The organism is Pseudomonas sp. 2995-1, from assembly GCF_002742505.1.
Taxonomy (GTDB): domain Bacteria; phylum Pseudomonadota; class Gammaproteobacteria; order Pseudomonadales; family Pseudomonadaceae; genus Aquipseudomonas; species Aquipseudomonas sivasensis.
In genome coordinates this window covers 80,554-103,711 of record NZ_LJSA01000368.1, presented here as the reverse complement: position 1 = coordinate 103,711, position 23,158 = coordinate 80,554, and the positions used below count along the sequence as shown (strand labels likewise).

The window sequence follows — 23,158 nt, the reverse complement described above, 5'->3', positions numbered from 1 at the left end:
GCTGCATGAACGTGGCCGTCTCGCCCACTGAGCGTAGTTTGAGCTGGAGACGCCTACTGCTGATGGCGGTTCTATGCCTGCTGGCACCTCGCGTATTTGCCGAAGCCCCGGGCCCGGCTGATCAGCGCGCCCAGGCGGTCACCCAAGTGGTACTTGGTATTCTCAGTTATGCCCGCTGGCCCGTGGAGCCTGAGCAACTGCGCCTGTGCATCCTCGGCCCGACTCAATACACCGACGATCTGATCAAGGGCACCACCCAAGCCACCGGTCGGCCGGTTGTAGTGCGACGCCTGCTGGTCGACCACCCCGATGTCGTCAACGCCTGCGATGCCGTGTACATCGGCAAACTCAGCACTGACGAACGCAGCCGCCTGTTTGACTCGTTGATCGGCCATCCAGTGCTCAGCATCAGCGAAGGCGGTGACCAGTGCACCGTGGGCAGCCTGTTCTGCCTGCGCGTGGGCGATGAGCAGGTGTCGTTTGAGGTCAACCTCGACTCGGTGGCGCGTAGCGGTGTGCGTATTCACCCCAGCGTGCTGCAACTGTCCCGTCGTCGGGCGCCGGCCTCATGACAGCCGTGACTGTGCGACCCACTCTGCGCTCCGTTATCGGCCGCGGGCATATGATCCTGGCGCTGGTAGCGGTGACCCTGGCCAGCGTGTCCCTGACCCTGCTCGGCGTCTTGGCGCTGCGGGTCTACGCCGAACACAACCTGCACCTGATCGCGCGTTCCATCAATTACACCGTCGAAGCGGCGGTGGTGTTCAACGACCGCGCTGCGGCCACCGAAGCCCTTAGCCTGATTGCTTCAACTGAAGAAGTGGCCCAGGCCGATGTGTTCGACGCCAGCGGCAGGCTGTTGGCGCATTGGGAACGCCCGGAAACCGGCATGCTCTCTCGGGTTGAACTGGCACTGGCGCATACCCTGCTTGAACAGCCCATCAATCAGCCGATCCTGCACCAGGGGCGGACCATCGGTAGCATCCACCTGACCGGCCACGGTGGCAGCCTGCTGCGCTTTCTACTCAGTGGTCTGGCGGGGATCCTAATCTGTACCGCTCTCAGCGCTTGGGTTGCCCTGCACCTCGCGCGCCGTTTGCTGAAGGGCATCACCGGGCCGCTGCAAAGCCTCGCCGCCGTGGCCCACGCCGCGCGCTGCGAACGCGACTTCGACCGTCGCGTGCCGCCGGCGCGCATCGCCGAACTCGATAGCCTGGGCAGCGACTTCAATGCTTTGCTTGGCGAGATGGAAGCCTGGCAAAGCCACCTGCAAAGCGAAAACGAAACCCTCGCACACAAGGCCAACCATGACAGCCTTACCGGCTTGCCCAACCGTGCGTTCTTCGAAGGCCGGTTGATCCGTGCCCTGCGCAGCGCTGCCAAGGCCAAGGAACAATTGGCGGTGCTTTACCTCGACAGCGACCGCTTCAAAGAGATCAATGACAGCTTTGGACATGCGGCAGGGGATGCCGTGCTCGTGGCCGTCGCCGAGCGCGTACGTGCGCAACTGCGAGAAGACGACCTGGTAGCACGCCTGGGCGGCGATGAGTTCGCCATCCTGCTGGCGCCGCTGCACAAGGTCGAAGACGCCCAGCGCATCGCCGACAAGATCATCGCCAGCATGGACACGCCGATTGCCGTGCCTGGCGACACCCAGGTGTTTACCTCCCTCAGTATTGGTATCGCCATCTACCCCGAACACGGTGTCACCCCCGGCACCTTGCTCAATGCCGCCGATGCGGCGATGTACCAGGCCAAACGGTTTTCCCAGGGCGGCCAGCAAACGGCAGAGTCGGAGCACTCTACCGCCAATGTTCAACACAGGAGTTGATCCCTTGTTTTCTAGCGCGCGCTTTTTACTTATCTCGTTGCTCGTGGCCTTTCTCGCCCTCGGCGGGTGCCAGACAGCCCCACCCAAAGGCCTGAGCCCGGCGCAGGTCGCAGTCCTCAAACAACAGGGTTTCGAACTCACCGACGAAGGCTGGGCATTCGGCCTGTCGGGCAAAGTCCTGTTTGGCAGCGACGTAGAAACCCTCAACCAACCCAGCACCGATATCGTGCAGCGCATCGGTAAGGCCTTGCTGGGCGTGGGCATCGAACGCGTGCGCGTTGACGGCCACACCGACACCTCGGGCAAGGAAACCTACAACCAGCAACTGTCCCTGCGCCGCGCGAAAAGCGTGGCGACGGTGCTGCAAGGCGTGGGCATGAAAGAAGAAAACATCCAACTGCGCGGGCTGGGCAGTGCTGAGCCCGTCGCGTCTAACGCGACAGCGGCGGGGCGCACCGAGAATCGACGGGTGTCGATTGTAGTCATCGCCGACTGACTGGACTCAGCGCGACAGCACTTTGCGATGCAATCAAATGTGTGAGAGGGCTTACCCCCGATGAGGGAGTATCAGTTGATGCATTTTTGACTGATCCACTGCTATCGGGGCATAGGCCTCTACCTAACTCCCAAAGGCTGACACCTAACTCTGTGGTGAGCGGGCTTGCCCCGCGCTGGGCTGCGAAGCGGCCCCAAAACCAGCCGCTGAGTTCTAACAGGAAACTCCCCGCGTGATAAATGAGTAGATACCCATGTCTTGATGGCGGCCTGATAGCCGACCCAGGATGCTGGCCGAGTACATACCCGTTGCTGCGGTAACGGCGACTCAGGGTTGCGCCCTTACGGCGGCTCACTTTTGAAAAGCGCAAAAGTAAGCAAACCGCTTCTTAAAGAAAATCTTCGGCGCAGGCCCTTTAATCCGCGAACGTGATCTCCCGCGTCTCCCCCATCAACAACCCCTGGTTCTGCTCCGTCACTTCCCTGATGTAATCCCACAACAACGTAATCCGCTTCAGCTTCCTCAAATCTTCCCGGCAATACATCCAGAACTGCCGCGTAATCGCAATCTGCTCCCCCAGCACGGGCAACAACCGTGGATCTTGCGCTGCCAGAAAGCACGGCAAGATCGCCATCGACCGGCCCTGCTGCGCGGCCACGTACTGCGCAATCACGCTGGTGCTGCGCAGGCTGGCGCTGGCGCCGGGCACTACGTTGGCCAGGTAAAGCAGCTCGGAGCTGAACGCCAGGTCGTCCACGTAGCTGATAAACGGATGCTCGGCCAAATCCGCGGGTTTGCGGATGGGCGGGTGTTGGTCGAGGTATTCCTGGGTCGCATACAGCTGCAGCTTGTAGTCGCACAGTTTGCAGCACACGTAGGGTCCGTGTTCCGGGCGTTCCAGGGCGATGACGATGTCGGCTTCGCGTTTGGACAGGCTGATGAAGTGGGGCAGGGGCAGGATGTCTACCGAGATCGCGGGATACGTGTCGACAAAGTGGCTCAACTGCGGGGTCACGAAAAAGCTGCCAAAGCCTTCGGTGCAGCCCATGCGTACATGGCCGGACAGTGCAACGCCGGAGCCCGAGACTTGCTCGCAGGCCATGTGCAGGGTGCTTTCGATGGACTCGGCGTAACCCAGCAGACGCTGACCTTCGGGCGTCAGGACGAAGCCGTTGGTCCGGGATTTTTCGAATAGCAACGTGCCGAGGGACACTTCCAGTGAACTGATGCGCCGCGACACGGTGGTGTAGTCCACCGCCAGGCGTTTGGCGGCCACGCTGGCCTTGCGCGTGCGGGCCACTTCTAGGAAAAACTTCAGGTCGTCCCAGTTCAGGGAGCCCAGTGATGTGATGTTTTTTTGCATATTGGACCGGCTTTTATGTGCGTTCTTATTAGAGATTTGCACATCTATACTCCAAAAACAGTCCGAACGCCTCATTCTTCAAGGCGATTCAACGCCTTGGTTCTCTAGCATAAATATAAGATTTGGAGACCACATGAACGCATCTGCCGATATTTCCGTGCAACAGGTCAAGTTGCTGATCAACGGCGAGTGGGTCGAGTCCAAGACCACCGAGTGGCAAGACATCGTCAACCCGGCTACCCAGCAAGTGCTGGCCAAAGTCCCGTTCGCCACGGCCGATGAAGTCAACGCCGCCATCGATGCAGCCCATCGCGCCTTCCAGACCTGGAAGCTGACGCCGATCGGCGCGCGCATGCGCATTATGCTCAAGCTACAAGCCTTGATCCGCGAGCATTCCAAACGCATCGCCGTAGTCCTCAGCGCCGAGCAGGGTAAGACCATTGCCGATGCCGAGGGCGACATTTTCCGTGGCCTGGAAGTGGTGGAGCACGCCTGTTCCATCGGCACCCTGCAAATGGGCGAGTTCGCCGAGAACGTCGCGGGTGGTGTCGACACTTACACCCTGCGTCAGCCCATCGGCGTGTGTGCCGGCATTACCCCGTTCAACTTCCCGGCAATGATTCCGCTGTGGATGTTCCCGATGGCCATCGCCTGCGGTAATACCTTCGTCCTCAAACCGTCCGAACAAGACCCGCTGTCGACCCTACTGCTGGTGGAGTTGGCGCTGGAAGCCGGTGTGCCGCCTGGCGTGCTGAACGTGGTGCACGGCGGAAAGGCTGTGGTGGATGCGCTGTGCACCCATAAAGACATCAAGGCCGTTTCCTTCGTCGGTTCGACGGCCGTCGGTACCCACGTCTACGACTTGGCGGGCAAGCACGGCAAGCGCGTGCAATCGATGATGGGCGCCAAGAACCACGCCGTGGTGCTGCCGGATGCCAACCGCGAACACACCCTCAATGCTCTGGTCGGTGCCGGTTTCGGCGCGGCGGGCCAGCGTTGCATGGCCACCTCGGTGGTGGTGCTGGTGGGGGCGTCCAAACAGTGGCTGCCGGATCTCAAGGCGCTGGCGCAAAAACTCAAGGTCAACGCCGGTAGTGAAGCGGGCACGGATGTCGGCCCGGTGATTTCCAAGCGCGCCAAGGCCCGTATCCTGGAGTTGATCGAAAGCGGCGTGAAAGAAGGCGCCAAGCTGGAGCTGGATGGCCGCGACATTCAGGTGCCGGGCTTCGAGCAAGGCAACTTCGTCGGTCCGACCCTGTTCTCGGGCGTGACTACCGACATGCAGATCTACACCCAGGAAATTTTCGGCCCGGTGCTGGTGGTGTTGGAAGTCGACACCCTCGATGAAGCCATCGCGCTGGTCAACGCCAACCCGTTTGGCAACGGCACCGGGCTGTTCACCCAAAGCGGTGCGGCGGCGCGTAAGTTCCAGAGTGAAATCGATGTAGGCCAGGTCGGCATCAACATCCCGATTCCGGTGCCGGTGCCGTTCTTCAGCTTCACCGGTTCCCGTGGCTCCAAGCTCGGCGACCTCGGCCCGTACGGTAAGCAAGTGGTGCAGTTCTACACCCAGACCAAAACCGTCACCAGCCGCTGGTTCGATGACGACACGGTCAACGATGGCGTCAACACCACCATCAACCTGCGCTGATTCGGGAGACGACCATGAAGATTGCATTTATCGGCTTGGGAAACATGGGCGCGCCCATGGCCCGCAACCTGATCAAGGCTGGCCACGCGCTGAACCTGTTCGACCTGAACCAGACGGTACTCAAGGAACTCGCCGAACTGGGTGGCAGCATCAGCGACTCGCCGCGTGACGCTGCCCAAGGCGCCGAGCTGGTGATTACCATGCTGCCAGCCGCCGCCCATGTGCGCAGTGTCTGGCTGAATGAAGACGGTGTATTGGCCGGGATCGGCAACGGCGTGCCCGCAGTGGATTGCAGCACCATCGACCCGCAGACCGCGCGCGATGTCGCCGCTGCTGCCGCCAAGCAAGGCGTGGTGATGGCCGATGCACCGGTCTCCGGCGGCACGGGCGGCGCCCAAGCGGGCACCCTGACCTTTATGGTCGGCGCCACCCCGGAACTGTTCGCCACCCTGCAACCGGTGCTGGCGCAGATGGGCCGCAACATCGTGCATTGCGGTGACGTGGGCACGGGGCAAATCGCCAAGATCTGCAACAACCTGCTGCTGGGCATCAGCATGGTTGGCGTCAGCGAGGCTATGGCATTGGGTGATGCACTGGGCATCGACACCCAAGTGCTGGCCGGGATCATCAACAGCTCCACCGGGCGCTGCTGGAGTTCGGACACCTACAACCCATGGCCGGGCGTGATCGAAACGGCGCCGTCATCCCGAGGTTACACAGGCGGGTTTGGTGCCGACCTGATGCTCAAGGATTTGGGCCTGGCTACCGAAGCGGCTCGCCAGGCGAAACAACCCGTCATTCTGGGTGCAGTGGCTCAGCAGTTGTATCAATCGATGAGTCAGCGTGGGGAAGGGGGGCAGGACTTCTCGGCGATTATCAACAGCTATCGCAAGCCCAAATAACCCACCAGTGGGACGGCAATTGTAGTGAGCGTGCTTGCCCCGCGCCGGGCTGCGAAGCGGCCCCAATGAAAACGCCGCATTCTTTCAGAAAGAATGCGGCGTTTGTTGTCAGGGCCGCTTCGCAGCCCAGCGCGGGGCAAGCCCGCTCACCACAATAAGTGGCTCAGCTCGGTATTTGGGCATGGCTACTGAAGCGGCTCGCCAGGCGAAACAACCCGTGATTTTGGGTGCAGTGGCTCAGCAGTTGTATCAATCGATGAGTCAGCGTGGGGAAGGGGGGCAGGACTTCTCGGCGATTATCAACAGCTATCGCAAGCCCAAATAACCCACCAGTGGGACGGCAATTGTAGTGAGCGGGCTTGTCCCGCGCCGGGCTGCGAAGCGGCCCCAATGAAAACGCCGCATTCTTTCAGAAAGAATGCGGCGTTTGTCGTCAGGGCCGCTTCGCAGCCCAGCGCGGAGCAAGCCCGCTCACCACAATAAGTGGCTCCGCTCAGTAAACCGGAGCACCACAATAAGTGGCTCCGCTCAGTAAACCGGAGCACCACAATAAGTGGCTCAGCTCGGTAAACCGGAGCACCACAATAAGTGGGTCAGCTCGGTAAACCGGAGCACCTCAATAAGTGGCTCAGCTCGGTAAACCGGTGCACCACAAAAACCTCAGGCGAATACAAAATACTTGCGCACCGTCTCGACCACTTCCCATGTCCCCTTCATCCCCGGCTCTACCACAAAAATATCCCCAGCCCGCAGGTGAATCGGCTCCATCCCTTCAGGGGTGATGATGCAGTAGCCTTCCTGGAAGTGGCAGTACTCCCACTTCACATAATCCACGTACCACTTGCCCGGGGTGCAGATCCAGGTGCCCATGATCTTGCTGCCGTCTTCGCTGGTGTAGGCGTTGAGGTTGACGGTGTGCGGATCGCCTTCGAGTTTTTCCCATTTGCAGGCATCCAGGACCGGCAGGGGATGGGTGTCGCGCAGTACGGTAATGGGCGTGGACATGATGGCTCCGAGGCAGGTAATGGGAAGATGCACCCTAAGGCCTTGTGCGTTGCGCCAGTGGTCTGAACTCGACATCGGGATGCCCAGAAGCGCAGGTGAATGCGACTCATCAGGCCATGTGCAGTCAATGTGGGAGGGGGCTTGCCCCCGATGGCGCCGGGTCAGCCTGCACCTGTGTCAACTGACCCACCGCCATCGAGGGCAAGCCCCCTCCCACATTAATCCTTGGTGGCAGCTCCACCGTGGCCAGGCGACACTTCTGAGCGTAAATAAGTAATTTCCTCGCAGTAAGTGCGAAAGATTTCCCGCTTGGCGCAGGAATTCGCAAGAAAATTCAGCCCTGGCCCTCGTATCATTCACCCCAGTAACCGCCGAGAGCCTTTAAATGAACCCAATAAAAACGTGGTGGGATATCAGCCCGCCCTTGAGTACGGCGACCCCGACCTGGCCGGGTGATACGCCGTTCCAGGAAGAGCGCGTGTGGCAGTTCGGCCCGGAGTGCCCGGTGAATGTAGGGCGCATTACCTTGTCGCCGCACACCGGCGCCCACGTGGATGCGCCGCTGCACTACAGCGCGGACGGTGCACCCATCGGTGACGTGTCGTTGGATGTGTACATGGGCCCGTGTCGGGTGCTGCATTGCCTCGGCAGCGGCGCGCTGGTGCAACCGCATCAATTAGAAGGCCGTGTGGATAACTTGCCGGAGCGTGTGCTGCTGCGTACTTATCCACAAGCGCCGCTGACCGAATGGGATTCGAATTTCACCGCCATCGCGCCGCAAACCATTGAGCTGCTCGCCAGCCTGGGCGTGCGCCTGATCGGTATCGACACGCCCTCGCTGGATCCGCAACAGTCCAAGACCATGGATTCCCACAACGCCGTGGCCCGGCATGGGATGGCGATTCTCGAAGGCATCGTGCTCGACGAGGTAGCGGAAGGCGACTACGAACTGATTGCGCTGCCGCTGCGCTTTGCCAACCTGGACGCCAGCCCGGTCCGCGCTATTCTCCGTCCGCTCAAGGAGCCCACGCGATGAGCCAATGTCCCTTCTCTGCTGATTACCAACCGCCGGAAGAATGGCATAACGCCGAGCTGAATTTTTCCGAGTCCATGAGCTACGGCGACTACCTGGACCTGGGCAAAGTCCTCAGCGCCCAGCACCCGCTGTCGCCGGACCACAACGAAATGCTCTTCATCATCCAGCACCAGACCTCTGAGCTGTGGATGAAACTGATGCTCCACGAACTCAAGGCCGCCCGTGAGCATGTGCGACTGGGCGAGTTGCCGCCAGCGTTCAAGATGCTGGCGCGGGTGTCGCGGATCTTTGACCAACTGGTGCACGCCTGGGCCGTGCTGGCGACCATGACGCCTTCGGAATACAAAGCGATTCGTCCGTTCCTGGGGCAATCGTCCGGGTTCCAGTCGTTCCAGTATCGCGAGATCGAATTTATCCTCGGCAATAAAAGCGCGGCGCTGTTGCGGCCTCACGCCCATCGGCCGGAGTTGTTGAACGAGTTGAAAGTGGCGATTGCCACGCCGTCGCTGTATGACGAAGCGATCAACTTGATGACCAAGGCGGGCCTTGCGATTGATCCCCAACGCGCCGAGCGCGACCCGACGGCGGCCACCGTTCACGATGAGTCGGTGGAGGCGGCGTGGCGCGAGGTGTATCGCGATCCGAGCCGTTATTGGGATTTGTATCAGTTGGCTGAAAAGTTTATCGATCTGGAAGATTCGTTCCGCCAGTGGCGCTTCCGGCATGTGACCACCGTTGAGCGCATCATCGGTTTCCAACCCGGTACTGGCGGCACCGAAGGCGTGGGGTATCTGCGCAAGATGCTCGACACCGTGCTGTTCCCCGAGTTGTGGCGAGTGCGCTCCACGCTGTAAACAAAAAGCCCCGGATTACCGGGGCTTTTCATTTGCAATGCAATCAAATGTGGGAGGGGGCTTGCCCCCGATGGCGGTGGGTCAGTGGGCACATAAGTGACTGACACACTGCTATCGGGGGCAAGCCCCCTCCCACATGGGTATTACTGCGTGGCGGCTACCGCTTTCGCCTTACTCACTCGCAACCGGTAAGCCACATAGATAATCCCCACCCAAATCGGCATCGCATACACCGACTCGCGAATACCCGGGATCGCCAACATCACGCTGATGATCATCAGCATGAACGCCAGGCACAGGTAGTTGCTGAACGGGAACCAGAAGGTCTTGAACGATGGCGTCACGCCTTGCTCGCCCATGGCCTTGCGGAACTTGATGTGGGTGATGCTGATCAGCGCCCAGTTGATCATCAGCGACGCAACCACCAGCGCAAACAGCAACTCCAGCGCACTCTGCGGCGCCACGTAGTTGACCACCACGCACAGCATCGTCACCAACGCCGAGATCGCCAGGGCCCGCAGTGGTACGCCTTGCTTGTTGAGCTTCATCAGCGCTTTTGGCGCATCGCCTTGCTCGGCCAGGCCGAACAGCATGCGGCTGTTGCAGTACACGCCGCTGTTGTACACCGACAGCGCCGCGGTCAGCACCACGAAGTTGAGGATGTGCGCGGCGGTGTCGTTACCGATCAACGAGAAGATCTGCACAAACGGGCTGCCGCTGTAGGGGTCGCCCGACGCGCCGAGGGTCTGCAGCAGTTGGTCCCATGGGTACAGCGACAGCAGCACGGTCAGGGCACCGACGTAGAAGATCAGGATCCGGTAGACCACCTGGTTGATCGCTTTGGGGATCACTTTGCGCGGTTCGGTGGCTTCGGCGGCGGTAATACCCACCAGCTCCAGGCCACCGAACGAGAACATGATGAACGCCATCGACATCAACAGCCCCATGCCGCCATTCGGGAAGAACCCGCCGTGGCTCCACAGGTTACTGATGGACGCTTGCGGGCCGCCGGTGCCGCTGAACAGCAGGTAGCAGCCGAGCACGATCATGCCGACAATCGCCACCACCTTGATGATTGCGAACCAGAACTCGGTTTCACCGAAGAACTTCACGTTCAGGGTGTTGATCAGGTTCACCGCAACAAAGAACACCAGCGCGCTGACCCAGGTCGGGATCTCCGGCCACCAGAACTGGATGTACTTGCCCACGGCCGTCAGTTCGGCCATGCCCACCAGTACGTACAGCACCCAGTAGTTCCAACCGGCCAGGAAGCCCGCGTAGCCGCCCCAGTATTTGTGGGCGAAGTGGCTGAACGAGCCGGCCACTGGCTCTTCGACGATCATTTCACCGAGCTGGCGCATGATCAGGAACGCAATGAAACCCGCAATCGCGTAGCCCAGGATCATCGACGGGCCCGCCGACTTGAGCACCCCGGCCGAGCCGAGGAACAACCCCGTGCCAATCGCCCCTCCCAAGGCGATCAGCTGAATATGCCGGTTCTTCAGGCCACGCTTGAGGCCCACCGGGTTAACCATGTCATCCGCCATTAACGTTCCCTTCTACTTGTTTTTCTTGGGGTTGATTGCACGCCGCACCAGCCCCTCAGAAGTGCTGAGGAGTCAGATATTACTCTGCGTAAACTTTTCGTAATACAGCTGAACGCCATCAAGTGCCTGATCCGCCAGCCATTGTTGGATGGATTCGACCATTGGAGGGGGGCCGCAGACATACATATCCGCCGATCCGTCCCGCAATTCGGCCAAGTCGAAATGTTGGGTGAGGTAGCCGCGCTTTCCGGGCCAGTCATCTGCGGGGTCGCTGAGGACTTCGGTGTAGCGAAAACCCGGCAGTTTCGCCGCGTAGGCCGCGATGCGTGTCGCTTCGCATAAGTCCTCGGCACCGCGCACGCCATAGTAGAGATGCACCGGCTGGTCGCAGCCAGTGGCGGCCAGTTGATCGAGCATGCCCAGCAGCGCCGACAACCCGGTGCCGCCGGCGACCAGCACCAGCGGTTGGGTGACGTGCCGAAGGTAGAACGCACCCAGCGGTGCCTCCATCAGCAGTTCATCGCCGATTTGGCAGCGCTCACGCAGGTAGTTGCTCATCACCCCATCGGGCAGCAAGCGGATCAGAAACTGCACCTGATTGCCCGCCAGGTTGGCGAAAGAGTAGGAACGCCAACTGTCCGTGCCAGGCACCGAGAGGCGTGCATATTGGCCGGGTAGAAAATCCAGTGGCGCGTCCAACTGCACGTTGAGGATCGCCGTACTGGCCGACACCAATTGCACCTCGCTGACCGTTCCGCGCACCTGCACCGGGTTCGGTGCATTGCACAAGCTCGAATCAAAGTCGAAGTAGAAGGTGGCGTCGGACTTCACCCGCGTCTGGCAACTGAGCATCTTGCGTTGTTGCAGGTCGAGGCTTGAGAGGGCTTCGTCGTCCACGTAGTCCTGGGTGTAGTCGCCCGATTCGCAACGACCCTGGCAGGTGCCGCATACACCTTCGCGGCAATCCAGGGGGATCTTGATGCCATTGCGCAGGGCCGCATCCAATAGGGTTTCATGGGCGCCCACGGGGAAAAACAGGGTCTTGCCGTCGGCAAAACTGAAGGCCACTTTGTGATTCATGTGTTGTTCTCTGCATATTTATGACGTACGTACGGCCTGTTGGGGTGAGCGGTCTTGCCCCGCGCTGGGCTGCGAAGCAGCCCCATGAGAGTCGCCGCATTTTTCCCGCCAAACCGCAGTGCTTGCACCATGGGCCGCTGCGCGCCCCAGCGCGGGGCAAGCCCGCTCACCACAAAAAGCCCGCTCACCACCACAACAAGGGTGCTTTAGAGGTGATAGAAATCCAGCACCGAGTTGATGGTGTCGTTGAGCAGCAGCGCATGCTTGCGAGTGATCAGCCAACTGTCTCCCTCAGGTTTGAGGCGGTAAGTGGCCTGTCCGTAAAACTGCTCCGAAGTCGCCAGCCGATAGAACAGCGTGTGCCAGTTCAGCTTCACTTCCAGCGAGCCATCCGCCTGTTCTGCGATGCGTACGTTATTGATCAGGTGCAAGGTGCGCGGCATTGGCGTGGCCGAGGCTGCCTTGCCGGTGCGCAGGCGAAAGACGCGGTCTTCCAGGCCTGAGCGGTTGGCGTAGTAGATCAACGACATCTCGCGTTTGGGGTCGCGGGTGTACACATGCTCCGAGTCCCATTGCGGCAGATGGAACTCGCTCTGCGGATCGAACAGCTGCACATAGGCGTCCCAGTCTTGGGCGTCGCAGAGTTCGGATTTTCGGTAGAAAAACTGCTCGATCCTGTATTGCAGTTGGGCATTCATCATTGCACCTCCCGCAGTGTCAGCGCTTGTCGATCAAGGCCGTTGAGCAGGAACTGCTGCCAGTTGCGGTGCTGGTTGACGTACAGCCCTTCGTGGGTGAATTCAGTGCCGGTCATGGCCGGTTGGATGCCGATGGCTTCACTGTTCGGTGTCGGGCCGGTCTCCCAGCGATGGCTGCCACGGGAGATATCGCTCCAGCGCTCCAGGCGGCCTTGGAAACCACGCTGGGCTTCACGAAATTCCACCAGGTCGTCCGGCGTGCCCATGCCCGATACGTTGAAGAAATCCTCGAATTGGCGAATGCGGTTTTCGCGGTCAGCGTCGGACTCGTTTTTCACCCCCAGGCATTGGCTGATGATCTCGGTCTTGTTCCACGCCACCGGGCGGATGATGCGCAGTTGCGAGCTGATCTGATCGAGGAAGAACAGGCTCGGATAGATGTTCAGATTGCGCAGGCGGTGCATCATCCATTCGGCTTTTTGCTGGCCGTGTTCTTCCACCAGGCGCGGCATGATGGTGGCGTAGCCGGAACGCACGGTCGGGTTGGGCATGTCGCTGAACAACAGGCTGTGGCCGTTGTTGAAGGCGAACCAACCGTCATCGGTATTCGCGTCGCCTGCACCGAGTTTGCTGTAGTCCAGTGTGGTGCCGGAACCTGTGCCGTTCTCGGTATTCACCTGTTGGCGATGCTGCACCGTGGCCACGTAGTTGTAGTGCACGGTGCTCACGTGATAACCGTCCAGACCGTTTTCGTTCTGCAACTTCCAGTTGCCGTCGTAGGTGTAGGCGGATTTTCCCGGCAGCACTTCCAGCTCACCGGTGGCGGATTGCGCGACCATCATGTCGAAGAACACTTTGGCATCGCCGAGGAAGTCTTCCAGGCTGTCCGTGCCGTTCACGTCCAGACTGATAAACACAAAACCTTTGTAGCTTTCGATTCGCGCTTTTTTAAGGCCGCGGGTGGCTTTGTCGAAACCTTCCGGGTATTCCCCCGGCGCCTTGACCTTCACCAACCGGCCATCGCTCTTGTAACACCAGGCGTGAAACGGGCAGGTAAAGGTGGACTGGTTGCCCTTGCCGACGCGGGTGAGGGTGGTGCCGCGATGCTGGCAGGCGTTGATCAGCGCATTGAGCTGGCCTTCGCCATCGCGGGTGATAATCATCGGCTGGCGCCCGGCGCGCATGGTCACGAAGTCATGGTTATGGGCCAGTTCGCTTTCATGGCAGGCGTAGATCCAGTTCTTTTCGAAGATCAGTTCCATCTCCAGGTCGAACAGTTGCGGCTCGGTGAACATGTCCCGGGCGATACGGAACACTTCGTCTGCCGGACGAAAATCCAGGCAGCTTTCGATAAAGCTTTTCCACTGCTCGACGCTTCTTGCACCACTCATGGGAGGCACCTTTTTGATAGGGCTAATCGGTGGTTTATTAGAGGCAGCGGGGCAGGGCGTGGGCTATCCGCTTAATGGGGGAAGATGGGCCGCAAAGTTGGGCGCGGAGTACCCAATACGGTGCGGCGAGGTAACGTCATGCGCTACTGTCATAGGGCGCGAGGGGCATGAAAACCGGTGACTTATCCACATAGTCGGCCCTTGCTATCCACCCAGTGGCGCTACCACCGGCGTGGCGCAGAACTTGCTGTCCAACAACGATAACGACGCGCCGTCAGAGCGCGCAAACGCCTAACCGCCGTGGGTGCACCCTGATGAGCAGCCAGACACGCGATATCCATATCCAACGCTTCGACCTCGAAGGCGCCCGCAGCTGGATGTCCGGCATCTGCGGGCCGCACCGCCTGGCGACGACGACCCCGGAGCGCCTGCGTTTTCACCACAGCGCCAATGTGTTCAAGTCCCGCGCGACCACCTTGGGCGTGATCGAATACGGCACCGACGTGACCATCGATATCGAGGATGCCGAGCACTTCAGCAGCTACAGCCTCAGCCTGCCGTTGGTGGGTGAGCAGGAGTTGAGCAAGAACGGTGAGCGCCTGAGTTCCAACCGCGACCAAGGCGTGATCATCTCGCCCAACGAGCACCAGGTGCTGGCGATTTCCGGGGACTGTCGCAAGCTGCAAGTGGTGATTACGCGGGCAGCGATGAGTGAGTCACTGGAAGGTTTGTTGCAACGGCCCATCGACGCACCGCTGCGCTTTGAGTCGGTGATGGATGCGGTGGATGGCGCCCCGGCCTCGTGGTGGCGCATGGCGCGTTACTTCATTGCCGAACTGGAGCGCAGCAGCGAGTTGTATGAACAGGCCGCGTTTACCCGGGATCTGGAAAGCTCGCTGATCAAGGGGTTGATCCTGGCCCAGCCCAATAATTACTCCGAAGAACTGCGCGACGTACTGGGCGTGAAACTGCCGCATTACTTGATCCGCGCGCGCCAATACATTCACGACAACGCCCGCGAAGCGCTGCACCTGGAAGACCTGGAAGCCGCAGCAGGCGTGTCGCGCTTCAAGCTGTTCGACGCTTTCCGCAAGTACTTTGCCCTGTCGCCGATGGCCTACCTGAAGAAGTACCGACTGGGCGCGGTGCGCCAGGAAATCCTTGAGCACGGTTCAATTCGTACCATCTCCGAGATTGCCTTGGGCTGGGGCTTTACTCACTTGGGACGGTTTTCGGCGGAGTATCGCAAGCTGTTTGATGAGTCGCCCAGCCAGACGCTGCAGCGCAATCGCCTGCGCAGTACTTGAGCCTGATGAAGAGCAAAATGTGGGAGGGGGCTTGCCCCCGATAACGGTGGATCAGTCAGCCCATTCGTTAACTGGCCCAGCGCAATCGGGGGCAAGCCCCCTCCCACAGGGAGATCGCAGTGTTTAGAGCGTTTCAGATCAGTTCTTCCACCAACTGCAGGCAATGACTAAGCCCCGGCGACTGATCATTCACCCTTCGGCTGAGAATAATCGGCGAGGTCGCGGTGGTTTCCACAATCGGCGTGTAACCGATATCCGCCCGATGCAGCACCTGCACCGACGCAGGCACCAGCGTCACGCCCATGCCAGCGCCGACCAGGCCAATCGCGGTCTGCAGCTCGTTAGTCCACTGCGCCACCTTGAGGCTTAAACCGTGGGTATCGAACAGCGCGATCACATGGTCGGCATAACTGGGGCGTGGGTTGCCGGGGTACAGCACAAACGGCTCGGCGGCCAATTGGGCGAGGGTGGCCGGCGCCGCCAGCAGCGGGTGGCCGGCAGGCAGTACCGCCACCAGTCGATCCTCCACCAGTACACGCTGGTCAATGGCTGGGTCGTCGATGCGGATACGTCCGAAGCCGACATCAATGCGCCCGGCCTTGAGCGCTTCGACCTGCTGCAAAGTGGTCATCTCGGACAAACCCAATTCCAGCTCCAGCGCGTCATGGCTGCGCAGCCGCCGGATCAGCTCGGGCAGTACGCCATACAAAGTCGACGGCGCAAAGCCGATGCCCAGCCAGGTCTTTTCGCCCTGGCCGATGCGCCGGGTGCTGTCGCAGACCTTGTTCAACTGTTCGAGCAGCACATTGGCGTGTTCATAGAAAAACCGCCCGGCTTCGGTCAGTCGCAGTGGGCGGCCGCGTTCCAGCAGAATCACCCCCAGCTCATCCTCCAGTTGCTGGATCTGCCGGCTCAACGGTGGTTGGGCGATGTGCAGGCGTTCGGCGGCCCGGGTGAAGTTGAGGGTTTCGCCCAGCACCTGGAAGTAGCGCAGATGACGCAGTTCCATGACGGCTCCTTTCATACCTTGAGAGTATTGTTCGAGACTAATTCTATATTGGCTCCACGCAAAGAGCGGGAACAGAATCAGCGCAGACCTATAAAGAACCCAGCGGGTATTGCCATGCCGATTTGCGCCATTGAGTCGATCGAGACCATTATCGTCGACCTTCCCACCATTCGCCCGCACAAGCTGGCAATGCACACGATGCAGAACCAGACCCTGGTGATCATCCGCGTGCGTTGCGCCGACGGCATCGAAGGCATCGGTGAGTCCACCACCATCGGCGGTCTGAGCTACGGCAACGAGAGTCCCGACAGCATCAAAATCAATATCGACCGCCACTTCGCGCCGCTGCTGATCGGCCAGGACGCCAGCAACATCAACGCCGCCATGTTGCGCCTGGAGCGCAGTATTCGCGGCAATACCTTTGCCAAGTCCGGTATTGAAAGCGCGTTGCTCGATGCATTGGGCAAGCGCCTGAACCTGCCGGTGAGCGAGCTGCTCGGCGGCCGTGTACGTGACGCGTTGCCGGTGGCCTGGACCTTGGCCAGCGGCAACACCGAACAAGACATCGCCGAAGCCGAAAAGATGCTCGACCTGCGCCGCCACCGCATCTTCAAACTCAAGATCGGCGCCGGTGAAGTCGGTCGCGACCTCGCTCATGTGATCGCGATCAAAAAGGCCTTGGGCGAGCGCGCCAGTGTGCGTGTCGACGTCAATCAGGCCTGGGATGAGGCCGTCGCCCTGCGCGCGTGCAAGGTGCTTGGCGACAACGGCATCGACCTGATCGAACAACCGATCTCGCGCAATAACCGTGGCGGCATGGCCCGGCTGAACCTGTCGAGCCCAGCGCCGATCATGGCGGATGAATCCATCGAATGTGTCGAGGATGCCTTCAACCTCGCCCGTGAAGGTGCGGCGTCAGTGTTCGCCCTGAAGATCGCCAAGAACGGCGGCCCGCGCGCGGTGTTGCGCACGGCCGCGATTGCTGACGCGGCGGGTATCGGCCTGTACGGCGGCACCATGCTCGAAGGCGGCATCGGCACCCTGGCCTCGGCCCATGCGTTCCTGACCTTGAACAAGCTGGCGTGGGATACCGAACTGTTCGGTCCGCTGCTGCTCACCGAAGACATCCTCACCGAACCGCCGGTGTACCGAGATTTTCAGTTGCATGTCTCCACTGCGCCGGGCCTGGGCCTGGCCATCGATGAAGAGCGTCTGGCGTTCTTCCGTCGTGACAAACACTAAGAGGCGCTTGCCATGTTGTTCCACGTAAAAATGACCGTGAATCTGCCCGTCGACATGAATCCGGAGCGCGCCGCCCGCCTCAAGGCCGACGAAAAAGCCCTGGCTCGACGTTTACAAGAGCAAGGCAAATGGCGCCACCTGTGGCGCATCGCCGGGCTTTACGCCAACTACAGCGTGTTCGATGTCGACAGCGTGCAAGAGCTGCACGACCTGCTGATGCAACTGCCGCTTTATCCCTACATGGCCATCGAAGTGAACGCCCTGTGCCGGCACCCTTCGTCGATCCATGAGGACGACCGTTAAGCCTGTTCTACACCTAACAATTACAAGATGAGGATCGCACCATGTCCATCCGACTGTCCCAGACTGCCCACGCCCAACAGTTTCTCGAAGAAGTCAGCGGCAACCTTAATGACGGCGGTAACCCGCGCACCAAAGCGCTGATCTACCGGATTTTGCGCGACACCGTGAACATCATCGAAGACCTGGACGTGACGCCGGAAGAGTTCTGGAAGGCGGTCAACTACCTCAACGAACTGGGCAAAAACCAGGAAGCCGGACTGCTTGCCGCCGGGTTGGGCCTGGAGCACTACCTGGACATGTTGATGGACGCCGCCGATGAAGAAGCCGGCAAATCCGGCGGCACGCCACGTACCATCGAAGGCCCGCTGTACGTGGCCGGTGCGCCGCTGTCCCAGTACGAAGCGCGGTTGGATGACGGGACGGATGCCGCAGTGCCGCTGTTCATGCGCGGACAAGTGCGCGACACCAACGGTAAACCGTTGGCTGGGGCGATTGTGGATGTGTGGCAGGCCAACACGGGCGGCACTTATTCCTGGTTCGATAACACCCAGTCGGAATTTAACCTGCGCCGTCGCATAGAGACCGACGCCCAGGGTAACTACCGTTTTCGCAGCATCGTGCCGTCGGGCTACGGCTGCCCGCCGACTGGACCGACCCAGCAACTGCTCGATCAACTGGGGCGCCACGGGCAGCGGCCGGCACATATCCACTTCTTCATCTCGGCGCAGGGGCATCGGCACCTGACGACACAGATCAACCTGTCGGATGACCCGTACCTGCACGATGACTTTGCCTACGCGACGCGGGATGAATTAATTGCCGAGATTCGCTTCAGCGACGATCAGCAACTGGCGCGGGAGTTTGGGGTGGAAGGCCGGTTTGCACAGATTGATTTTGATTTTGAGTTGCAGACGGCTGATGCGCCGGTAGAACAGAAACGCATGCAGCGAGTCCGCGCCCTCGAAGACTAAATTCGGTCAAAAATGTGGGAGGGGGCTTGCTCCCGATAGCGGCGGATCAGTCAACATTTAAGTGACTGACACACCGCCATCGGGGGCAATCCCCCTCCCACATTTGAACTTAGGCGTGGCTGACTATTTGCGTACGACGAGATCAAGCACCTCATCCTTATCCTTGATCTTCTGCAGCACGATTTCCGAGCGTATATCCATCACCCCCGCCGTGCGGTTCAGGTGGTTCACGATAAAGTCCGAAAAGTGCTTGAGGTTGCGCGCCTGCACCCGCAGCACATAGTTGCTGGCGCCGGTGATCACATAGGCGCTGGCCACTTCCGGCCAGCCTTGCACCTTCTTGATAAACGTCTCATGCCAATCCTCCACATCCTGGCGCAACGACAGGTGGACGATGGCTTCCAGCTCGATCCCCAATTGCTCGGCATTCAGCACTGCGCGGTAGCCGCTGATGATTCCTTCACTCTCCAGCAGACGCAAACGGCGCAGGCAGGCGGAGGGCGACAGTGCGACTTTTTCCGCCAGTTCCTGGTTGCTGATACGGCCATCCTGTTGCAGGAAATGCAGGAGGCGCAGGTCGGTGGCGTCAAGAATCATGGTTTGAATAAATCCGCGTGTTTAGGGGTTAAATTCGAATTTCCTACTGCTTAATTAGCCTGTTACCCACCACTTTGCACGAAAATTCTCTAAAGCTTCGTTCATTATTTGGTTCATTCCCGCCTATAAAAACCAGGACTATCCATGACCACCCGAAGCCATTGCCAAGCCCTCGACGCCCAGGACCCGCTGGCGCCGTTGCGCAATCAATTTTCCTTGCCGGAGGGTGTGATCTACCTCGACGGTAACTCCCTTGGCGCGCGTCCGGTGGCATCGCTGGCGCGGGCGCAACAGGTGATTGCCGAGGAGTGGGGCAATGGCTTGATCCGCAGTTGGAACAGCGCCGGTTGGGCAGACTTGTCCCAGCGCCTGGGCAATCGCCTTGCGCCGCTGATCGGTGCGCGGGACGGCGAAGTGGTGATCACCGATACCACCTCCATTAACCTGTTCAAAGTGCTCAGCGCTGCACTGACGGTGCAGCGCCAACGCGCAGCAGAGCGCAAGGTAATCGTCAGCGAAGCAAGCAACTTTCCCACCGACCTGTACATCGCCGAAGGTCTGGCTGAATTGCTGCAACAGGGTTACTCCCTGCGCCTGGTGAACAGCCCGGACGAACTGCACCAGGCCATCGACGTCGACGTGGCGGTGGTGCTGCTCACCCACGTCAACTACAAGACCGGCTACATGTACGACATGCAGGCGCTTACTGCCTTGAGCCATGAATGTGGCGCGCTGAGTATCTGGGATTTGGCGCACTCGGCGGGCGCGGTGCCCATCGATCTGCATAACGCCGGGGCCGATTACGCGATTGGCTGCACTTATAAATACCTCAACGGCGGCCCAGGCTCCCAGGCGTTTGTGTGGGTCAATCCGGCGTTGGTCGACCTCGTACGCCAGCCGCTTTCGGGCTGGTTCGGGCATACCCGGCAGTTCGCCATGGAAGCCAACTATGCGCCGAGCGCCGGCATTGCCCGCTACTTGTGCGGCACCCAACCGATCACCTCGCTGGCGATGGTGGAGTGTGGGCTGGCAATTTTTGAGCAGACTGATATGGCCAGCCTGCGCACTAAATCCCTGGCGTTGACGGATCTGTTTATCGAGTTGGTTGAAGCCCGTTGCGCGGCTCATGGCCTGGTGTTGATCACCCCGCGTGAGCATGCCCGGCGCGGTAGCCATGTGAGTTTTGAGCACCCCGAAGGTTATGCAGTGATTCAGGCTCTGATTGCCCGTGGCGTGATCGGCGATTACCGCGAGCCGCGCATTATGCGGTTTGGGTTTACGCCGCTGTACACGAGCTTTACTGAGGTCTGGGACGCAGTGGAAATCCTCGGTGAGATTCTCGACGAGAACACCTGGGACCAGCCGCAATTCAAAGTCCGCCACAGCGTCACCTGAATAAACGCAGACAACATTATGGGAGAGGGCTTGCATCAGATACACAATGGATAAACACCACAAGCCTCATGTGGGAGGGGGCTTGCTCCCGATGGCAGTGTGTCAGTCGCCGGATTGGCAAGCTGATACACTGCCATCGGGAGCAAGCCCCCTCCCACAGGGATCTGCGGCAACAGACAAATAGTGCAACCACAATAATAAAGGGGCACCCCACGTGACTACGCCAGACACCGGCTTTGCCGAGATCACCCAACGCGAACTGGGCCTTCGGCGCCAGCTCACTTCCGGCCAGATGAGCATGATCGCCATCGGTGGCGCCATCGGCACCGGGTTGTTCATGGGCAGCGCCTATGCCATTGGTTATGCCGGGCCGAGCGTGCTGGTGAGCTACGCCATTGGTGCACTGATCACCTTGCTGTTGATGGGCTGCCTGGCGGAGATGACCGTTGCGCATTCCACCTCGGGTTCCTTCGGCGCCTATGCCGAGTTCTACATCAGCCCGCTGGCTGGGTTTCTGGTGCGTTATGCCTATTGGGCGGCGATTGTGCTGGCGGTGGGCGCCGAGGTCACGGCGGTGGCGATGTACATGAAGTACTGGTTCGCCAACGTGCCGGAGTGGGTGTGGATTGTGTCGTTTTCCAGTGTGCTGATCCTGCTTAATGCGATCAGCGTGAAGACGTTTGGCAACTTTGAATACTGGTTCTCCACCATCAAGATCAGCGCCATCGTCGGCTTCATCATCCTGGCCGTGTATGTGGTGTTCGGCTCCGGCAACCCGGAGTATGGCGTGCAGAATTACACCGCACACGGCGGTTTTTTCCCCCATGGCTTGAGCGGCATGTGGATTGCCGTGATTGTGTCGATCTTCAGTTACCTGAGCGTCGAGATGATCGCTGTGGCTGCCGGTGAAGCCGCCGACCCGGAGCAGGCGGTGAAGAAGGCCTTTCGCGCGACCATCGTGCGCCTGGTGGTGTTTTACCTGCTGACCCTGGCGCTGATGCTGGCCATCGTGCCGTGGAATCAGGCCGGGCAGACCCAAAGCCCGTTCGTTACAGTGATGCAGACCATCGGCATTCCCGGTGCCACCGGGGTGATGAATTTCGTGATCCTGATCGCCGCGTTGTCAGCAATGAACAGCCAGCTCTACATCACTACACGCATGATGTTCAGCCTGTCCCGCGCGGGCTTCGCGCCCAAGTCCATGGGCGCGTTGAGCAAAAGCGGCATTCCGCTGAATGCACTGCTGCTGTCCAGTTCGGGCATTGCCCTGGCGACCTTGTTGAATGTGGTGTACCCGGAAAGCTCGTTCACCCTGATGATGGCGATCTCGATGTTTGGCGCGATCTTCACCTGGTTCATGATCTTCCTCACGCACCTGTTTTTCCGTCGCTATCGCAAGCGTCACGGCGGGGCGAAGTTGTCATTCCAACTGCGCCTGTTTCCCTACAGCACATTGCTGGGTCTGGTGCTGATGGGCGCGGTGATGATCACCACGTATTTCACCGAGGCGTTCAAGATGACGTTGGTGTTTGGCGTGCCGTTCCTGTTGATTCTGTCGGCGGTGTATTACGGGTTCTTCCGCAAGGGCAGGGCCAAGGCGTTGAACAAGGCTTTGGCGTAACCCGGCAGTTGCTCGAACGAACGTGCGCAAAGCAACAGCTGTCGGCGGGCCCAGTCTTCTCCCAGAGGCTGGGCCTTGAAGTGGCGCGCCAAGGGCCAGCGATCCAACGCGGCCCGGGGCACGATGCCCAGGCCAGCACCTCGTGCGACCATCCGAATCACCCCATCAAAGCCCTCGGCGCGGATGCGCGTCTGTAAGCGGAACCCCGCGTGCAGCGCTTGTTCTTCCAGGTACACCGACAGTGCGCTGTGGGCCGCGAGGCCGACGTAATCGTGTTGCAGGCTGTCGATAAAACTCACCGGGCTCGCTGCCAGGGGATGATCCAGGGGCATGATCAGCACCAGCGGGTCATCGCGAAAGGGCAGGGTCTGCAAACCGTGGGTGTCTACTGCATCGGAGATGATCCCCAGGTCGGCCGTGCCCTGACGCAGGGCCTGGATGATGCGCAGGCTGGGCAACTCCTGCAGGTCGATATCGAGGTTGGGGTGTTCGCGTAGAAAGTCCGCGAGCAGTTCCGGCAGGTATTCGCTGAGCGCAGTGGTGTTGCACAGCAGGCGCACTTGGCCTTTGATGCCGTTGGCGTATTCGGCGAGGTCCTGTTGCAGATGGTCAGCCTGTTGCAGCAGCAGGCGAGCGTGGCGCGCGAGGGCTTTACCTGCAGGTGTCGGCGTGACACCCCGGCGGCCCCGCTCAAGCAATTCGATGCCCAGCGATGCTTCCATAGCGCGGATGCGTGCGCTCGCGGCTGCCAGGGATAAATGGCTGCGGCTGGCGCCGGCGGTGATGTTGCCGGTGTCCAGGGTATGCAGGTAGAGGCGCAGATCGATCAGGTCAACGTGCATGGGTGGGGTTCTCGGAT

Annotated in this window: 22 protein-coding genes and 1 pseudogene; 14 read left to right on the top strand and 9 right to left on the bottom strand. The window is 60.2% G+C overall.

Annotated elements, in window-relative coordinates; translation table 11 throughout:
• The first annotated feature begins 5 nt into the window (after positions 1-5).
• The 3 genes from AOA61_RS17260 to AOA61_RS17250 are packed head-to-tail and all read left to right on the top strand — an operon-like array spanning position 6 to position 2,327.
• Complete coding sequence (locus tag AOA61_RS17260; RefSeq protein WP_032885562.1) at positions 6-572, top strand: YfiR family protein; 567 nt, start codon at positions 6-8, stop codon at positions 570-572.
• Positions 569-1,831: a diguanylate cyclase gene (locus AOA61_RS17255; RefSeq protein WP_099602222.1), complete on the top strand. Its 1,263-nt coding sequence runs from the start codon at positions 569-571 to the stop codon at positions 1,829-1,831. Before AOA61_RS17260 ends, AOA61_RS17255 begins: the two co-directional genes overlap by 4 nt.
• Before the next feature lie 4 nt (positions 1,832-1,835).
• The gene (locus tag AOA61_RS17250; RefSeq protein WP_099602221.1) at positions 1,836-2,327 is read left to right on the top strand and encodes an OmpA family protein; all 492 of its coding nucleotides are present in this window, start codon (positions 1,836-1,838) and stop codon (positions 2,325-2,327) included.
• A gap of 415 nt (positions 2,328-2,742) precedes the next feature.
• On the opposite strand, the gene AOA61_RS17245 is transcribed toward AOA61_RS17250, so the two are convergent.
• Positions 2,743-3,690: a LysR family transcriptional regulator gene (locus tag AOA61_RS17245; protein WP_095186354.1), complete on the bottom strand. Its 948-nt coding sequence runs from the start codon at positions 3,688-3,690 to the stop codon at positions 2,743-2,745.
• A 133-nt stretch (positions 3,691-3,823) separates the two neighbouring features.
• Here AOA61_RS17245 and AOA61_RS17240 point away from each other — a divergent pair, with 133 nt between their 5' ends.
• The 3 genes and pseudogenes from AOA61_RS17240 to AOA61_RS17225 all read left to right on the top strand — a co-directional run.
• Entirely contained in the window at positions 3,824-5,341 is a 1,518-nt protein-coding gene (locus AOA61_RS17240) for a CoA-acylating methylmalonate-semialdehyde dehydrogenase (protein WP_032885566.1), read from the top strand.
• A gap of 14 nt (positions 5,342-5,355) precedes the next feature.
• Positions 5,356-6,243 (top strand): 3-hydroxyisobutyrate dehydrogenase, encoded by an 888-nt coding sequence (gene mmsB / locus AOA61_RS17235; RefSeq protein ID WP_032885567.1) that lies wholly within the window; start codon positions 5,356-5,358, stop codon positions 6,241-6,243.
• 169 nt (positions 6,244-6,412) lie between these two features.
• A pseudogene (locus AOA61_RS17225) lies at positions 6,413-6,568 on the top strand (NAD-binding protein); the annotation flags it as partial.
• Positions 6,569-6,903: 335 nt separating this feature from the next.
• Here the strand turns inward: AOA61_RS17225 and AOA61_RS17220 are convergent.
• A complete protein-coding gene (locus AOA61_RS17220; protein WP_032885568.1) occupies positions 6,904-7,248 on the bottom strand; it encodes a cupin domain-containing protein in 345 nt (114 codons plus the stop codon).
• Between the two features lie 385 nt (positions 7,249-7,633).
• On the opposite strand from AOA61_RS17220, the gene kynB reads away from it, so the two are divergent.
• Positions 7,634-8,284 (top strand): arylformamidase, encoded by a 651-nt coding sequence (gene kynB / locus AOA61_RS17215; RefSeq protein ID WP_099602220.1) that lies wholly within the window; start codon positions 7,634-7,636, stop codon positions 8,282-8,284.
• The gene (kynA, locus tag AOA61_RS17210; protein WP_032885570.1) at positions 8,281-9,138 is read left to right on the top strand and encodes a tryptophan 2,3-dioxygenase; all 858 of its coding nucleotides are present in this window, start codon (positions 8,281-8,283) and stop codon (positions 9,136-9,138) included. Before kynB ends, kynA begins: the two co-directional genes overlap by 4 nt.
• 143 nt (positions 9,139-9,281) lie before the next feature.
• Here kynA and AOA61_RS17205 read toward each other — a convergent pair whose 3' ends face one another.
• The 4 genes from AOA61_RS17205 to antA form a co-directional block, all read right to left on the bottom strand.
• A complete protein-coding gene (locus tag AOA61_RS17205) occupies positions 9,282-10,685 on the bottom strand; it encodes an amino acid permease (RefSeq protein WP_099602219.1) in 1,404 nt (467 codons plus the stop codon).
• Positions 10,686-10,757: 72 nt separating this feature from the next.
• A complete protein-coding gene (gene antC / locus AOA61_RS17200; RefSeq protein ID WP_099602218.1) occupies positions 10,758-11,765 on the bottom strand; it encodes an anthranilate 1,2-dioxygenase electron transfer component AntC in 1,008 nt (335 codons plus the stop codon).
• A 206-nt stretch (positions 11,766-11,971) separates the two neighbouring features.
• Positions 11,972-12,463 carry an anthranilate 1,2-dioxygenase small subunit gene (gene antB, locus AOA61_RS17195; RefSeq protein WP_032885573.1) on the bottom strand — a complete coding sequence of 164 codons (492 nt, stop codon included), beginning with the start codon at positions 12,461-12,463 and terminating at the stop codon, positions 11,972-11,974.
• Positions 12,463-13,854, bottom strand: a complete 1,392-nt coding sequence (gene antA, locus AOA61_RS17190) for an anthranilate 1,2-dioxygenase large subunit (RefSeq protein ID WP_032885574.1) — start codon at positions 13,852-13,854, stop codon at positions 12,463-12,465. Before antA ends, antB begins: the two co-directional genes overlap by 1 nt.
• 314 nt (positions 13,855-14,168) lie before the next feature.
• On the opposite strand from antA, the gene AOA61_RS17185 reads away from it, so the two are divergent.
• A complete protein-coding gene (locus tag AOA61_RS17185; RefSeq protein WP_032885652.1) occupies positions 14,169-15,161 on the top strand; it encodes a helix-turn-helix domain-containing protein in 993 nt (330 codons plus the stop codon).
• Positions 15,162-15,294: 133 nt separating this feature from the next.
• Here the strand turns inward: AOA61_RS17185 and AOA61_RS17180 are convergent, their stop codons facing one another.
• The gene (locus AOA61_RS17180; protein WP_095186358.1) at positions 15,295-16,170 is read right to left on the bottom strand and encodes a LysR family transcriptional regulator; all 876 of its coding nucleotides are present in this window, start codon (positions 16,168-16,170) and stop codon (positions 15,295-15,297) included.
• 114 nt (positions 16,171-16,284) lie between these two features.
• Between AOA61_RS17180 and AOA61_RS17175 the strand changes: the two genes are divergently transcribed.
• Genes AOA61_RS17175 through catA form a run of 3 tightly spaced genes read left to right on the top strand, consistent with a single transcriptional unit; the run spans position 16,285 to position 18,686 of the window.
• The gene (locus tag AOA61_RS17175) at positions 16,285-17,412 is read left to right on the top strand and encodes a muconate cycloisomerase family protein (RefSeq protein ID WP_099602217.1); all 1,128 of its coding nucleotides are present in this window, start codon (positions 16,285-16,287) and stop codon (positions 17,410-17,412) included.
• Positions 17,413-17,424: 12 nt separating this feature from the next.
• Entirely contained in the window at positions 17,425-17,715 is a 291-nt protein-coding gene (catC, locus tag AOA61_RS17170) for a muconolactone Delta-isomerase (protein ID WP_032885577.1), read from the top strand.
• A gap of 41 nt (positions 17,716-17,756) precedes the next feature.
• Entirely contained in the window at positions 17,757-18,686 is a 930-nt protein-coding gene (catA, locus tag AOA61_RS17165; RefSeq protein WP_099602216.1) for a catechol 1,2-dioxygenase, read from the top strand.
• Positions 18,687-18,809: 123 nt separating this feature from the next.
• On the opposite strand, the gene AOA61_RS17160 is transcribed toward catA, so the two are convergent.
• Positions 18,810-19,283 (bottom strand): Lrp/AsnC family transcriptional regulator, encoded by a 474-nt coding sequence (locus AOA61_RS17160; protein ID WP_032885579.1) that lies wholly within the window; start codon positions 19,281-19,283, stop codon positions 18,810-18,812.
• Positions 19,284-19,427: 144 nt separating this feature from the next.
• On the opposite strand from AOA61_RS17160, the gene kynU reads away from it, so the two are divergent.
• On the top strand, positions 19,428-20,678 hold the full coding sequence (kynU, locus tag AOA61_RS17155; protein WP_099602215.1) for a kynureninase: 1,251 nt from the start codon (positions 19,428-19,430) through the stop codon (positions 20,676-20,678).
• Positions 20,679-20,892: 214 nt separating this feature from the next.
• Positions 20,893-22,299, top strand: coding sequence for an amino acid permease (locus tag AOA61_RS17150; protein WP_032885581.1), 1,407 nt, complete (start codon positions 20,893-20,895; stop codon positions 22,297-22,299).
• On the opposite strand, the gene AOA61_RS17145 is transcribed toward AOA61_RS17150, so the two are convergent.
• Positions 22,245-23,141, bottom strand: coding sequence for a LysR substrate-binding domain-containing protein (locus AOA61_RS17145; protein ID WP_099602214.1), 897 nt, complete (start codon positions 23,139-23,141; stop codon positions 22,245-22,247). The genes AOA61_RS17150 and AOA61_RS17145 overlap by 55 nt on opposite strands.
• Between the last annotated feature and the right edge of the window lie 17 nt (positions 23,142-23,158).

Excerpts from the sequence above, each read along its gene's own strand:
- AOA61_RS17260 (WP_032885562.1), top strand. The coding sequence starts at position 6 with ATGAACGTGGCCGTCTCGCCCACTGAGCGTAGTTTGAGCTGGAGACGC.
- AOA61_RS17255 (WP_099602222.1), top strand. The coding sequence starts at position 569 with ATGACAGCCGTGACTGTGCGACCCACTCTGCGCTCCGTTATCGGCCGC.
- AOA61_RS17245 (WP_095186354.1), bottom strand. The coding sequence starts at position 3,690 with ATGCAAAAAAACATCACATCACTGGGCTCCCTGAACTGGGACGACCTG.
- AOA61_RS17240 (WP_032885566.1), top strand. The coding sequence starts at position 3,824 with ATGAACGCATCTGCCGATATTTCCGTGCAACAGGTCAAGTTGCTGATC.
- mmsB (WP_032885567.1), top strand. The coding sequence starts at position 5,356 with ATGAAGATTGCATTTATCGGCTTGGGAAACATGGGCGCGCCCATGGCC.
- AOA61_RS17220 (WP_032885568.1), bottom strand. The coding sequence starts at position 7,248 with ATGTCCACGCCCATTACCGTACTGCGCGACACCCATCCCCTGCCGGTC.
- kynB (WP_099602220.1), top strand. The coding sequence starts at position 7,634 with ATGAACCCAATAAAAACGTGGTGGGATATCAGCCCGCCCTTGAGTACG.
- kynA (WP_032885570.1), top strand. The coding sequence starts at position 8,281 with ATGAGCCAATGTCCCTTCTCTGCTGATTACCAACCGCCGGAAGAATGG.
- AOA61_RS17205 (WP_099602219.1), bottom strand. The coding sequence starts at position 10,685 with ATGGCGGATGACATGGTTAACCCGGTGGGCCTCAAGCGTGGCCTGAAG.
- antC (WP_099602218.1), bottom strand. The coding sequence starts at position 11,765 with ATGAATCACAAAGTGGCCTTCAGTTTTGCCGACGGCAAGACCCTGTTT.
- antB (WP_032885573.1), bottom strand. The coding sequence starts at position 12,463 with ATGAATGCCCAACTGCAATACAGGATCGAGCAGTTTTTCTACCGAAAA.
- antA (WP_032885574.1), bottom strand. The coding sequence starts at position 13,854 with ATGAGTGGTGCAAGAAGCGTCGAGCAGTGGAAAAGCTTTATCGAAAGC.
- AOA61_RS17185 (WP_032885652.1), top strand. The coding sequence starts at position 14,169 with ATGAGCAGCCAGACACGCGATATCCATATCCAACGCTTCGACCTCGAA.
- AOA61_RS17180 (WP_095186358.1), bottom strand. The coding sequence starts at position 16,170 with ATGGAACTGCGTCATCTGCGCTACTTCCAGGTGCTGGGCGAAACCCTC.
- AOA61_RS17175 (WP_099602217.1), top strand. The coding sequence starts at position 16,285 with ATGCCGATTTGCGCCATTGAGTCGATCGAGACCATTATCGTCGACCTT.
- catC (WP_032885577.1), top strand. The coding sequence starts at position 17,425 with ATGTTGTTCCACGTAAAAATGACCGTGAATCTGCCCGTCGACATGAAT.
- catA (WP_099602216.1), top strand. The coding sequence starts at position 17,757 with ATGTCCATCCGACTGTCCCAGACTGCCCACGCCCAACAGTTTCTCGAA.
- AOA61_RS17160 (WP_032885579.1), bottom strand. The coding sequence starts at position 19,283 with ATGATTCTTGACGCCACCGACCTGCGCCTCCTGCATTTCCTGCAACAG.
- kynU (WP_099602215.1), top strand. The coding sequence starts at position 19,428 with ATGACCACCCGAAGCCATTGCCAAGCCCTCGACGCCCAGGACCCGCTG.
- AOA61_RS17145 (WP_099602214.1), bottom strand. The coding sequence starts at position 23,141 with ATGCACGTTGACCTGATCGATCTGCGCCTCTACCTGCATACCCTGGAC.